The organism is Hymenobacter sp. BT188, from assembly GCF_014333585.1.
Taxonomy (GTDB): Bacteria; Bacteroidota; Bacteroidia; order Cytophagales; family Hymenobacteraceae; genus Hymenobacter.
Genome location: NZ_JACSCW010000002.1, coordinates 930,159 through 942,424 on the forward strand (window position 1 = coordinate 930,159; position 12,266 = coordinate 942,424).

The following is a 12,266-nucleotide window of genomic DNA, read 5'->3' on the forward strand; positions in this document are numbered from 1 at the left end:
CATCTCTCACCCCTTTCCCCATGAAAAAACTAGCCCTTACCGGGTTGCTGGTTGGCTCGCTGCTAACCGCTTGTAATCAGCAGAAAACCACGTCGGATGGCGGCAGCGACACTGCGGCTACCGGCACCGCCGAAGTGAAAGACCTGTCAACGCTGTTTGCGAATTTCTGGGAAGAAAACCTCAAGCTTTTCCCGCTGGACGCCACTACCCAGGGCGATAATCGCTACAACGACCGCCTGCCCAACGACCAGACCAAAGCCTTCCGCGACACGCTCCAGACCACGTATCAGAATTACCTCAGCCAGCTGCAAAAGTTTGACCGCGAAAAGCTGTCGGACAATGACAAAATCAGCTACGATATCTTCAAGTACGACCTCGAAAACAAGCTGGCTGGCCTGAAGCAGAACACCTGGATGATACCGTTTCAGCAGTTCTGGGGCTTGCCCATTACGCTGGGGCAGTTTGGCTCGGGCTCGGGCATTCAGCCCTTCAAAACAGTGAAGGACTACGACGACTGGCTGGGGCGCGCTAAAGGCTTTGCCGCCTGGGGCGACTCGGCCATCGGCAACTTCCGCAAGGGCATGGCCACGGGCGTGGTATTGCCGCGTCCGCTGGTGGAGAAAATGATTCCGCAGATGCAGGATTTGGTGGTCACGGACCCAACCAAGAGCTTGTTCTACGGCCCGGTAACGAAGTTTCCGGCTGGTTTTTCGGACGCGGATAAGCAGCGCCTCACCGCCGCCTATAAGGATGTTATTCTGCAAGATCTCGTGCCGACCTACCGGAAGCTGGGGACCTTTTTGAAGAATGAATACCTGCCCAAAGCCCGCACAACCACGGGTATTTCGGCTATTCCCGGCGGTCCGGAAATCTACCGCTACTACGTGAAAAGCTGGACTACTACCGACAAAACGCCCGAGGAAATCTATCAGACGGGCTTGGCGGAAGTAAAGCGTATTCGCTCGGAAATGGAGCGTGTAAAGAACGAGACAGGCTTCAAAGGCGACCTGCCAGCTTTCTTTAACTATCTCAAAACGGACAAGAAATTCACGCCTTACCAGACGCCGGAAGAAGTGTTGGGTGCGTTCCGCGCCATTCAGGCCAAGATTGATCCGAACCTGAAAAAGATGTTTGGCCGCACGCCCAAAACGCCGTTCGAGATTCGGCAGACGGAGGCTTTCCGCGCTGCCTCAGCCTCAGCCGAGTACAACCAGGGCAGCCCCGACGGCTCGCGTCCGGGCGTGTTCTACGTACCAATCCTGAACGCCAAGGAGTTCAACACGACCTCGGGTATGGAGTCGCTGTTTTTGCACGAAGCCATTCCGGGTCACCATTACCAAACTTCCTTACAGCAGGAAAATGAAAGCCTGCCCAAGTTTCGCCGTTTTGCCTGGTATGGTGCTATGGGTGAGGGCTGGGCATTGTATACCGAAAGCCTGGGCAAGGAGCTAGGCCTCTACAAAGATCCGTACCAGTACATGGGTGCGCTTGGCGACGAAATTCACCGCGCTATTCGCTTGGTAGTAGACGTAGGTATGCACACTAAAAACATGACCCGCGAGCAAGCCATCAAGTACATGATGGACAACGAGGCCATCAGCGAGCAGGGCGCCACGGCCGAGATTGAGCGCTACATGGCCATTCCGGGGCAGGCGCTGAGCTACAAAATCGGGGCGTTGAAGATTCGGGAGCTGCGCCAGAAGTACGAGAAGCAGCTGGGGGGCAAATTCAACCTCAGCAACTTTCACGACGAGCTGTTGAAAGACGGCGTGATGCCGCTGGCCGTGCTGGAACGCAAAATGGATGCTTGGGCTGCTACGCAGAAGTAGCCTTGCTTCTCTTTCGCTGAAGTCAAATTGTCTTTGCAGAAAAAAGCCCCCCAAATCTATTTGGGGGGCTTTTTTTGGCTTGGTTGAGGACACTGAAAAAGGTTTTACATTTGATGAATTATACTTTTCCCCGCTTTTATGAAATCACCTTTCCTCACTGCTTTAGTAGCCTTCGCGCTGATAAGCCCGGCCGTGGCGCAAAAAGCTAAGCCGGTCACGACCAAAGCCGCGGCCAATTCCCAAGCTGCTTCGTCATCTTCTTCAGCGCCTCTGGCGGCTTTGTTTGAGGCTTACTCGGAGGAGGAGGTCCAACTGGACCCAATTCTTGCCACCTCCCGGGGCGACAATCGCTACAACGACCAGTTTCCCAACTCCCGAACCCAGGCCTACCGCACCTTGGAGCGCAGCTTTTACCAGCGCTACCGTACGCAGTTGCAGAAGTTTGACCGCACCCGCCTCAATCCTACTGATCAAGTAAGCTATGACATGTTCGCCTATACGCTAGACCAGCGGCTGGCGAGCTTTGCATTCAACAATTGGATGATGCCTTTCAACCAGTTCGGCGGCTTGCCTAGCTCACTGGTACAGCTGGGGTCGGGTACCGGCGCGCAGCCTTTCAAGACGGTGCAGGACTATGACAAGTGGCTAAGCCGGCTGCAAAACTTCCCAGTCTGGGCTGATTCGGCCATCGGTAACTTCCGGCGCGGCATGCGGGCCGGCGTGGTGCTGCCCAAGGCCTTGGTACCCAAAATGGTGAGCCAACTGCGCGCCGTGGCCGGAGCCGATCCTGCAAAAAACTTATTCTATGGCCCGGTCAAGACTTTCCCAGCCAGCTTTTCGGCGGCCGATAAAGCCCGCCTCACACCCCTGTTTGAGCAGGCCATCCGCCGCGACGTGGTAGCACCTTACCAGAGGCTAGCCGACTTTCTCGAAACCGAGTATCTGCCCCAGGCTCGCAGCAGCAGCGGCATTGGAGCGCTGCCGCAAGGTGCCGCCCGCTACGCATATGCCGTGCAGGTAGCTACCACTACCAACAGTACCCCGGAGCAGATTTATCAGACCGGCCTGACCGAAGTAGCGCGCATCACGGCCGAGATGGAGCGTGTGAAAGCGAAAACCGGCTTCACCGGCGACCTGAAAGGCTACTTCGCCTTCATTAACACTGATCCCAAATTCCGGCCCTTCAAAACCGAAAAGGAAGTGATAGCGGCGTTCGAGGCCATACAGACGCGCATCGCGCCAACCCTGCCGAAGTTGTTCAGCCGCACGCCCAAAACTGCGTTTGAGGTGCGAGCCACCGAGGGATTTCGAGCGGCTTCTGCCTCGGCTCAGTACAACCGCGGCACTCCCGACGGCTCGCGGCCGGGCATTTTCTACGTCCCAATTCTCGACCCACTCAAGTACAATACAGTTGCCAATCCGGCTATGGAAACCCTGTTTCTGCACGAGGCAATTCCGGGCCACCATTACCAAGTGTCGTTGCAGCAGGAAAATATGGCTCTGCCCCGGTTCCGCCGCTTCGGTGGCTACGGCGTCTTTAGTGAAGGCTGGGCCTTGTACACCGAGAGCCTAGGACCGGAGCTTGGCGTGTTCCAGGACCCTAATCAGCTCATGGGCCACCTAGGGGCCGAAATTCACCGGGCCATACGCCTAGTGGTCGATGTGGGTCTGCACACCGGTAAGCTCACTAGAGAGCAGGCCATTGCTTACATGCAAGCCAACGAGGCCATCACCGAACAGGGTGCCACAGCCGAAGTGGAACGCTACATGGCCTCTCCCGGCCAGGCGCTGAGCTACAAAACCGGCCAATTGAAAATCAGTGAGCTGCGTGCCCGCTACGAGAAGCAGCTGGGCTCAAAGTTCGATTTGCGCGCCTTTCACGACGAGATTTTGGCTGGGGGCTCCATGCCGCTAGCCGTGCTGGAAAAAACAATGGACGCCTGGGCCGCGAAGCAAAAGTAGACTTGCTGCTCTTTTACTGAAAAAGCTCCCCAACTCCAATTGGGGGGCTTTTTTGTGCCCAGCTAGCTGCACTAAAAAACCTATATATTTGATAAATTATACATTTTCTACTTTTTATGAAATCACCTTTACTCACTGCCTTCGTGGCCTTGGCGCTGATAAGCCCGGCTGCGGCGCAAAAAGCGAAGCCGGTCACAACCAAAGCTGCAGCTAATTCCCGAGCCGCACCGGCCACTCAACCCGCTGACTCGGCGCCGCTGGCGGCTTTGTTTGAGGCTTATTGGGAAGACCAAGCCCGCCTGGACCCGCTCGCCGCCACTGCCCGGGGCGACAGCCGCTACAACGACCAGCTGCCCAACGACCAGACCCAGGCGTCGCGCAACGAGTATGTCGCTTTTGCCCAGCGGTACCTGGCCGCCCTTCGGCAGTTTGACCGGGCCAAGCTGTCGGCCAACGACCGCCTGAGCTACGACGTGTGCGAATACGAGTTGAAAACGGGGTTGGAGTACAACCGGTTCAACAGCTGGATGATGCCCTTCAACCAGTTCGTATTTTCCTTCACCAATACCTTTCCCCTGCTCGGCTCGGGCACGGGCGGGCAACCTTTCAAAACGACTCAGGACTACGACAACTGGCTGGGCCGCCTGCGCCAGTTTCCAGCCCTGATCGACTCGGCCATCAGCAACTACCGCCGGGGCATGCGCGCCGGCGTGGTGCTGCCCAAGGCCGTGGTGGTCAAGATGCTGCCCCAACTGCGCGCCTTGTCGCCGGCCGACCCCACTGCCAGCGTGTTCTACGGGCCAGTGGCGACGTTCCCGCCCGCCGTGTCGGCCGCCGACCGGGCCCGCCTCACGCCGCTCTACCGTGAAGCTATCGGCCGCGATGCCACGGCCCCGTACCGCAAACTGGCCGACTTCCTCGAAGCCGAGTACCTGCCCAAGACCCGCAGCAGCTCGGGCATCAATGCCCTGCCAGGCGGCCCGGAGATGTACGCGTTTTTGGTGCGCGCCGTCACCACGACGCAGGTGTCGCCGGCGGAAGTGGCCCGCACCGGGGAGCAGGAGGTCAAGCGCCTGCGCGGTGAGATGGAGCGGGTCAAGCAGCAGGTGGGTTTTAAAGGTGACCTGCCGGCGTTCTTCGCACACCTGAACACCGACCCGCAGTTTCGGCCCTTCAAAACGCCCGAGGAAGTGCTGGCCGTGTACCGCGGGGTCCAGGCCAAAATTGAGCCTAACCTGAAAATGATGTTTGGCCAGGTGCCGAAAACCGGGTTTGAAGTGCGCCGCACCGAGGCCTTCCGCGAAGCGTCCGCCTCGGCTCAGTACAACCAGGGCCTGCCCGACGGCTCGCGGCCGGGCATCTTTTACGTGCCCATCCCCGACGTAACGCAGTACAACGTGACCAGCGGCATGGAGTCGTTATTTCTGCACGAGGCTATTCCGGGCCACCACTACCAGATTTCGCTGATGCAGGAAAACACCGCCCTGCCCAAGTTCCGCCGCTTCGGCGGCAACGTGGCCTACGTCGAAGGCTGGGCCCTATACACGGAGTCTTTGGGCAAGGAACTCGGCCTCTATACCGACCCGTACCAGTACATGGGCAGGCTGAAAGACGAGATGCACCGCGCCATTCGCCTCGTGGTCGACGTGCACCTGCACACGGGTCAGATGACGCGCGAGCAGGCCATTCAGTACATGATGGCGAACAAAGGCGATACAGAGGCCGAAGCCACCGCCGAAATTGAACGCTACATGGTCATTCCCGGCCAAGCCCTGGGTTACAAAGTGGGTGAGCTCAAGATCCAGGAGCTGCGCGCTCGCTACGAAAAACAGCTGGGCAAGCAGTTCAGCCTGCGCGATTTTCACGACGAGCTACTCAAGGACGGCTCGCTGCCCCTGCTGGTGCTGGAGCGCAAAATGGACGAGTGGGCCGCCCGTCAGCGCTAGCTAGTAAACCTGTCCCTCTTCTTAAAGCAACAGACTACAACAAGACAACCTTTTAAGCTGCATACATGCGTTTAATTTCTTTGCGCGGCTGGGCATTGGCCCTCTTCCTGTCGGGACCGGCACTGGCCCAGACCGCTCCGCCTGTTACTGCTCCGCTCGACGTGGCCGCCGTCGATGCCGTCGTGGCCCGCACCCTGAAAGCCTTCGACGTGCCCGGCATCGCCGTAGCCGTGGTCAAGGACGGGCAAATCGTGATGAGCAAAGGCTACGGCGTCAGCTCGCTGAAAACCAAGGCGCCAATGGATGCCAATACCTTGGTTGGCATTGCCTCCAACACTAAGGCCTTTACCACGGCAGCGCTAGGCTTGCTCGTGGACGAGGGTAAGCTGTGCTGGGACGACAAGGTGACGAAGTACATCCCGGAGTTTAAAATGTACGACCCCTACGTCACGGCCGAGTTTACGGTGCGCGACCTGCTCTGCCATCGTAGCGGCCTGGGCCTGGGCGCCGGAGATTTGACCCGGTATCCCGACTCGGCCAACTTCACCATCCAGGACATGATTCACAACCTGCGCTACTTCAAGCCCGTGTCCTCGTTCCGCAGTAAGTTCGATTATGATAACGTTTTGTACCTGGTAGCCGGCGAAGTGGTAACGCGGGTATCGGGCCAGCCCTGGACTGCTTTCGTGGAGGCCCGTCTGCTCAAGCCCTTGGGCATGAGCCGCAGCGCTACTAGTTTTGTCCGCCTTCCCGACCCCACGAATGTGACTGATGCCCATGCGTTGGTGGAGGGGCGAGTGCAGGTTGTCCGGCGCCATTTGGGCTCGACTGCCGACCCGGCTGGGGCCATGTTTAGCGCAGGCGGCATTTACAGCAGCGTGGCCGACCTGTGCAAATGGGCTCTGATGTTGCTCGGCGGATCCGGCGCGCCAGCGTCGCTGCTCAAGCCCGCAACTCAGCACGAACTGTGGTCGCCCCAAACCATTTTGCCTGTTGGCCCAACACCGGCAGTGCCCTCCCCATTCAGCTACAATACACACTTTGCGGCCTACGGTCTAGGCTGGAACCTGCGCGATGTGCGCGGTTATAAGGAAGTATCGCACACTGGCGGCACTACGGGTATGGTAACCAAAGTAACGCTACTGCCTGAGCTGCACTTAGGCATTATTGTACTCACTAACCAAGAAAGCGGCGCCGCATTCACGGCTGTTTCCAACACCCTGGTAGACCATTACTTGGGTATTACTGGCAAAGACCGAGTGCAGGAAATGACCGACATTATGAAGACGAGGACCGCCGGCAACACGCAAGCCGACGAGGCCGTGTGGAAACAAGTGGCCGCCGCCCAAAAGGCCGCGCCCAAAAAGCCGAATTACGCAGCGTATGTCGGCCGCTACAATGATGCCTGGCTCGGCGACGTGAACATCATTGCCCAGGGCAACCAGCTCTGGCTCAAAGCCAAACGCTCGCCCCGCCTGACGGGCCAGCTGCTGCCTTACGGCGACAATACTTATGTGGTGCGCTGGCGCGACCGTAGCTTCAATGCCGACGCCTTCGCCGCTTTTACCCTCGATGCGCAAGGCAAGGCCAGTAGCATCAAGATGAAGCCTGTTTCCGCCGCCACCGACTTCAGCTACGACTTTCAGGATTTAGACTTGCAGCGGGCAGAGTAGCGTCGGGCCGTAATGTGCCTGCTTACTTTAGCCGCTAAGCAGTGATAGGCTTCCGCGCCGCTGGTCTTGAAAAGAAAAAAGGTAGCCTAACCAGTTGCCTTTTTTTGTGGCCGACAACATTTGGGGGGCTTTTTTTAAAGCCTCATTTACCCTTACACAACTACAAAAAACAATGCTTTTTAAGCTGAGCAGTCGGCTTTCTGCCAACGCTGTTCGTTTAAGACACTATCCATTATTTTATTAACAGTCAATCCAATGTCTAAGCAACTCCAACAAGCGCTCGCCCTTGGCGCGATAGCCGGTATGCGCAGCATGTCGGCACCCGCCACCATTAGTCATGTCCTCAGCAACAACAAATCGAAGGCAATAGGCCGGTCGCCGCTGCGGTTTTTGCAATCGCCGACTACGGCTAAGGTGCTGAAAGGGGTAGCTCTATCCGAAATGGCCGCCGACAAGCTGCCCGGTATGCCCGACCGCACCGCGCCGCCGATTCTGATGGGGCGTATTTTGGCGGGTGGCTTGGCGGGCGCGGCGGCTTATAAAGCGCAGAAAGACAGTGTAGTAAAAGGCGCACTTATTGGCAGTGCCGTAGCGGTGGCCGCCACCTACGGAGCCTTGTATCTGCGCAAGGCGCTGGGCTCTAGCACCGGTTTGCCCGATCCTGTGTGGGCAGTGGTAGAGGATAGCTTGGTGCTCAAAAGCTCCCTTGCCGTGGCGCACGATGCTCGTCGCAGCACCAATAATCAGCTGTATTAATTTAGTATTTGCACAAAAAAGCCCCCCAAACTGATTTGGGGGGCTTTTTGAGCTTAGTAGTAGCATGTAGCTACTTGATTTGACTGGCTGTTATCGCTGCGTGGTTTGACCACCGCCACTACCTGACGTTGTGCCGCCTGCACCAGTGCCGCCGCTTGTTGTGCCGCCGTTGCCGCTCTGATCAGTGCCTGACGCTTTGGATGGGGCCTGCTTGGCGTTCTGGCTGTTGCCATCCTGCGACTTATCTTGCTGAGGAGCTGGCTGACCCGAGGCCGTTTGCGGCGAAGTAGCCGTGTTGCCACTTGGAGCCGAGTCCATCGCCTTGTCAACAGACTGCTGCTGATCAGCGGCCGAGCCTTCGCCCAGCGGGGGCTGCACGTTCTGTACACGGTTTACGCTGTCGCGGGCCACTTCATTGCTGGTAGGCTCTTTGGCTGCTTCTGTGTTGAAGTTTTTATCGAATTGGGTGTTTTCGCCAGGGCCCTTTTCGTAGTCGCAGGAGGCTAGCGGGGCCGTAGCGACCAGCAGAATAGCCAGCGCATAACGCTGTTGGAGTTTCATAGAAAGTGTTTTGAGTTGAAAGAATAGGTTGGAAGCCCTGTATACGGCAAGCGGGCGTCAATAGCCGAAGCTACGGCCGTAACAGAACCTCCTAGCCGCAATTTTTTCAGATTAGCCAATCCCGCGGTGCCTAATACCTTTGCCAGATGCCCGTTTCAGCCCTTATGAATTGGAGTGGGGGCAAAGACTCCGCCCTCGCTCTCTACTACGCCCTGCGCGCTCCCAGCTACCAAGTGTCGCACCTGCTCACCAGCATCAACGCCCACTACCAGCGCGTATCCATGCACGGCGTGCGGGTGGCGCTGCTCGAAGCCCAGGCCCAGCGCATCGGTTTGCCGCTGGCAACGCTGGCGCTGCCCGAATCACCCAGCATGGAGGAGTATGAGCGGCTTATGCACGATGCTTTAGCGCCGTTGCAGGCCCAGGGCGTGAGTCAGGCCATTTTCGGAGATATTTATCTGGAAGATCTGCGGGCCTACCGGGAGCAGCAGCTGGCGCGGGTGGGGCTGGGGGGCGTTTTTCCGCTTTGGCAGCGCCCCGTCGCCGATTTGCTGCGCGAGTTTCTCGATCTGGGTTTTCAGGCCGTAGTGGTGTGCGTGAATGAACAGCACCTCGACGCCAGCTTCTGCGGCCGCCTCCTCGACGCTGATTTCCTCCGCGATTTGCCCCCCGGGGTTGACCCCTGCGGCGAGAATGGCGAGTACCACAGCTTCGTCTTCGACGCCCCGTATTTCAGCAGTCCGATTCCGTTTGTGCGCGGCGAGATAGTGCGCCGTACCTATCCGTCTCCCACGCCCGGCACTCCCGAAGCCGGCTTTTGGTATTGCGATTTGCTGCCAGCCTAAAGTTCATTCTGACAGTGTAGGTAAACAGGAGTGGAGAATTATTTTATCCGCATAACTTGAATAACGCATCCATACTCCTCCCCAAATCTGAACGCCTATGAACCAGCCGTATATCATCCCCGCAACTACCCGCATCGGGCACGTACACCTGAAAGTGGCCGACCTAGACCGCGCCACCGACTTTTACTGCGGCCTGTTGGGCTTTGAAATAACCCAGCGCTACGGCTCGCAGGCCGTGTTTATCTCGGCCGGCGGCTACCATCATCATATTGGCTTGAACACCTGGCATAGCCTGGGCGGGCCGCCCGCGCCGCGCAACACGGCCGGCCTCTATCACATAGCCATTCTGTACGCCACCCGCCCGGAGCTGGCCGTGGCCTTGAAGCGGCTGCTGGATGCCAACTACCCCGTAACCGGCGCCGCCGATCATGGCGTGTCGGAAGCTATTTACCTGAATGACCCGGACGGCAATGGCGTCGAGCTTTACTACGACCGGCCGCAGGAAGAGTGGCCCCGTTCCGCCGCCGGCGAAATCAACATGGTGACTGATCCGCTGGACATTCCGGCACTGCTGGCATTGGCTAAGTAAATTTTGTAACCAAAAAAAGCCCCCCGGAAATGTATCTGGGGGGCTTTTTGGGTTATAGGCAATGCTCATTGGCCTGCGCTCCTTCGCGCAGAATCCAGTTGCCGGGTCTGTGGAGCCAGTGCAGCTTTTCATCGGGACCTACGCCGCGCGCAAAGTTGAGCGAGCATACATCAATAGTCTCGGTCTCGACGCGATTCACCGACAAGTGCTCCACGTATTGAAGTACCAGCTTTTGCTCATCAATGCAGCGCGGATGCAGCGCCATGTTGTGTGAAGGGCTGGGCATGGCCGCCGATGGGTACAGGAGGCCATCGAAGTGCTCGCCTAAACCAAGCGCTTCCGTGAGGGCAATGGACATGCGGTAGCGGTATTCCTCGCCGGGCCCGATGGGCTGGGTAAAGCAATCTAGCATAAACTCGGTCAGGTGCTGCTCCGCTTCCGGCAGCTGCTTCAGGGACTTCCGCAGTACCTTTTCACGGTCGGAGTGTGGGTCGTCGGCACACAGATCGGCATAGCCAAAGCCCGCAATGCGCAAGGGCTCCCGCGCCTGCCAGCGGCTGATGATGATTTGTTCGCCTTTTTTTACACCGGCCTCAAAAAAAGGCGGGTGCCAAGTGGCACTACAATAAAACATGGGTACGCCCGCCCGGTTGGCGCGCTGATCGTTTTTTACCTGCTCGGCCGGCGCATACGATACATCAGCGAAGCGGTGCGGAAGCTTTTCGCAGGGTGTACCCCGAAACAGGAGCAGGCCGGCATCGAAATCGAGGCAGCGTAGCGAGTGGCCCGTTAGCAGCTCGCGCATCAGCGGCACCAAGTCATCAACGGATTGCTCGCGAAGGTCGAGCTTATGAATAGCAGCTATTTTCTCTTTAATTTCCTTCGCAGCCGATTTGTGGGTGTTGGGTTGTGAGGAACGCATGGGTGGGAGAGAGGAATTAGAAATATAGATGAGCTTAAGCGGTATATTACCTAATGAGACCTCACCCCAGCCCTTTTGAAAAGGAGCAGAGTGAGGTCTCACGGGGAAAACGAGAGTGGTTTACGGCAAAAACTAGCGTCGGTAACGCTTTTTGCCTTTTTTGTTATTCACCAATACTAAAGCGACAGTTGCGGCCAAGCCCAAGCCCAGTGCCCACTTAGAGAACGTAGTGGTCACCGCTGGCGGCACCGACGTTACGCCTGTTTCGTCGGCGGTGGCGGGCTGGGACACGTAGCGGCCGTGCTTCGGAATAGCTACTTCATCAAAATTATCTACGAGCGCCTGGAGTTGCTGTAGAAGCTGCGTGCCGTGCATCGGAATGCCGTGGCCGGTAGCAGCAATTTGGGGCTTCAAATCGGCCAGCAAGGCTACTGATTGACGGGCTTGGGGCCAGTTGGGCGTGAAATACGCGGGCGGGCCATGCACCTCTTGGCGCTGCTCCCACACTGCCGAGCCCGATTCCTGCTTCACGGTTACGAAGGCGTCGCCGGCAAGTAATACGCGGTCATGCTCGCGGAAAAACGCGACGTGGCCCGGCGTATGGCCGGGTGTATGGTACCAGCGCCAGCCCGGCATGTGCGGCACCAAGCCATCGGTGGGCAGGGCCTGCACCCGGCTGCCTAGGTCGATGGGCTTCTTTGGATAGAGAAAAGACATGGCCGCCATCGCACCGCCGCCTACCGTTGGGTCTGGTGGTGGGTAAGACGAGCGGCCCGTGAGGTAGGGCAGCTCCAGAGGGTGCGCGTACACGGGCACATCCCACTCATTGGCCAGCGTCAGCAATGCGCCTACGTGGTCGAAGTGGCCGTGGGTGAGGATAATGACGGCCGGCCGCGCCTCCGAACCGAAGATTTCGGCCGCGTGGCGACGGATAGTACCAGCGGAGCCCGGCAGGCCCGCATCCACTAATACCCAGTCAGAGGTTGGCGCTTCCGGCTCACGCACATAGTATAGGTTGGTAAATACATTACGCAGACCCCAGATACCCGGCGCAACGGCCTGGAGTTGGGGTGTACTAGCTCGGTTAGCCATACAGAAGTGTTTTGGTTAGAGATAGTAAAGTAGGTAGCAAGTGATACGCCGGGGGGCTTTTTCAGGTTGAAGTCAACCAAAAAAAGCCCCC

At 58.0% G+C, this 12,266-nt stretch carries 10 protein-coding genes; 7 read left to right on the forward strand and 3 right to left on the reverse strand.

Features of this window, described 5'->3' with window-relative positions; genetic code table 11:
• Positions 1-20: 20 nt before the first annotated feature.
• From H8B13_RS07985 to H8B13_RS08005, 5 genes are all read left to right on the forward strand, one after another.
• The gene (locus H8B13_RS07985; RefSeq protein WP_187310249.1) at positions 21-1,829 is read left to right on the forward strand and encodes a DUF885 domain-containing protein; all 1,809 of its coding nucleotides are present in this window, start codon (positions 21-23) and stop codon (positions 1,827-1,829) included.
• Positions 1,830-1,967: 138 nt separating this feature from the next.
• A complete protein-coding gene (locus H8B13_RS07990) occupies positions 1,968-3,791 on the forward strand; it encodes a DUF885 domain-containing protein (protein WP_187310250.1) in 1,824 nt (607 codons plus the stop codon).
• Between the two features lie 116 nt (positions 3,792-3,907).
• The gene (locus H8B13_RS07995) at positions 3,908-5,737 is read left to right on the forward strand and encodes a DUF885 domain-containing protein (RefSeq protein ID WP_187310251.1); all 1,830 of its coding nucleotides are present in this window, start codon (positions 3,908-3,910) and stop codon (positions 5,735-5,737) included.
• Between the two features lie 65 nt (positions 5,738-5,802).
• The gene (locus H8B13_RS08000; protein WP_187310252.1) at positions 5,803-7,410 is read left to right on the forward strand and encodes a serine hydrolase; all 1,608 of its coding nucleotides are present in this window, start codon (positions 5,803-5,805) and stop codon (positions 7,408-7,410) included.
• A gap of 255 nt (positions 7,411-7,665) precedes the next feature.
• Entirely contained in the window at positions 7,666-8,166 is a 501-nt protein-coding gene (locus H8B13_RS08005) for a DUF4126 family protein (RefSeq protein WP_187310253.1), read from the forward strand.
• Positions 8,167-8,256: 90 nt separating this feature from the next.
• Here the strand turns inward: H8B13_RS08005 and H8B13_RS08010 are convergent, their stop codons facing one another.
• Positions 8,257-8,727 (reverse strand): hypothetical protein, encoded by a 471-nt coding sequence (locus H8B13_RS08010; protein ID WP_187310254.1) that lies wholly within the window; start codon positions 8,725-8,727, stop codon positions 8,257-8,259.
• Between the two features lie 146 nt (positions 8,728-8,873).
• Here H8B13_RS08010 and H8B13_RS08015 point away from each other — a divergent pair, with 146 nt between their 5' ends.
• Positions 8,874-9,572: a diphthine--ammonia ligase gene (locus H8B13_RS08015; RefSeq protein WP_261990264.1), complete on the forward strand. Its 699-nt coding sequence runs from the start codon at positions 8,874-8,876 to the stop codon at positions 9,570-9,572.
• 97 nt (positions 9,573-9,669) lie between these two features.
• Positions 9,670-10,161, forward strand: coding sequence for a VOC family protein (locus tag H8B13_RS08020; protein ID WP_187310255.1), 492 nt, complete (start codon positions 9,670-9,672; stop codon positions 10,159-10,161).
• Between the two features lie 52 nt (positions 10,162-10,213).
• Here the strand turns inward: H8B13_RS08020 and H8B13_RS08025 are convergent, their stop codons facing one another.
• On the reverse strand, positions 10,214-11,083 hold the full coding sequence (locus H8B13_RS08025; RefSeq protein ID WP_187310256.1) for an RES domain-containing protein: 870 nt from the start codon (positions 11,081-11,083) through the stop codon (positions 10,214-10,216).
• Positions 11,084-11,215: 132 nt separating this feature from the next.
• Positions 11,216-12,175 (reverse strand): MBL fold metallo-hydrolase, encoded by a 960-nt coding sequence (locus H8B13_RS08030; protein WP_187310257.1) that lies wholly within the window; start codon positions 12,173-12,175, stop codon positions 11,216-11,218.
• Positions 12,176-12,266 lie beyond the last annotated feature (91 nt).

Coding starts and splice junctions, on each gene's coding strand:
- H8B13_RS08005 (WP_187310253.1), top strand. CDS start 7,666: ATGTCTAAGCAACTCCAACAAGCGCTCGCCCTTGGCGCGATAGCCGGT.
- H8B13_RS08020 (WP_187310255.1), top strand. CDS start 9,670: ATGAACCAGCCGTATATCATCCCCGCAACTACCCGCATCGGGCACGTA.
- H8B13_RS07985 (WP_187310249.1), top strand. CDS start 21: ATGAAAAAACTAGCCCTTACCGGGTTGCTGGTTGGCTCGCTGCTAACC.
- H8B13_RS07995 (WP_187310251.1), top strand. CDS start 3,908: ATGAAATCACCTTTACTCACTGCCTTCGTGGCCTTGGCGCTGATAAGC.
- H8B13_RS08025 (WP_187310256.1), bottom strand. CDS start 11,083: ATGCGTTCCTCACAACCCAACACCCACAAATCGGCTGCGAAGGAAATT.
- H8B13_RS07990 (WP_187310250.1), top strand. CDS start 1,968: ATGAAATCACCTTTCCTCACTGCTTTAGTAGCCTTCGCGCTGATAAGC.
- H8B13_RS08010 (WP_187310254.1), bottom strand. CDS start 8,727: ATGAAACTCCAACAGCGTTATGCGCTGGCTATTCTGCTGGTCGCTACG.
- H8B13_RS08030 (WP_187310257.1), bottom strand. CDS start 12,175: ATGGCTAACCGAGCTAGTACACCCCAACTCCAGGCCGTTGCGCCGGGT.
- H8B13_RS08015 (WP_261990264.1), top strand. CDS start 8,874: ATGCCCGTTTCAGCCCTTATGAATTGGAGTGGGGGCAAAGACTCCGCC.
- H8B13_RS08000 (WP_187310252.1), top strand. CDS start 5,803: ATGCGTTTAATTTCTTTGCGCGGCTGGGCATTGGCCCTCTTCCTGTCG.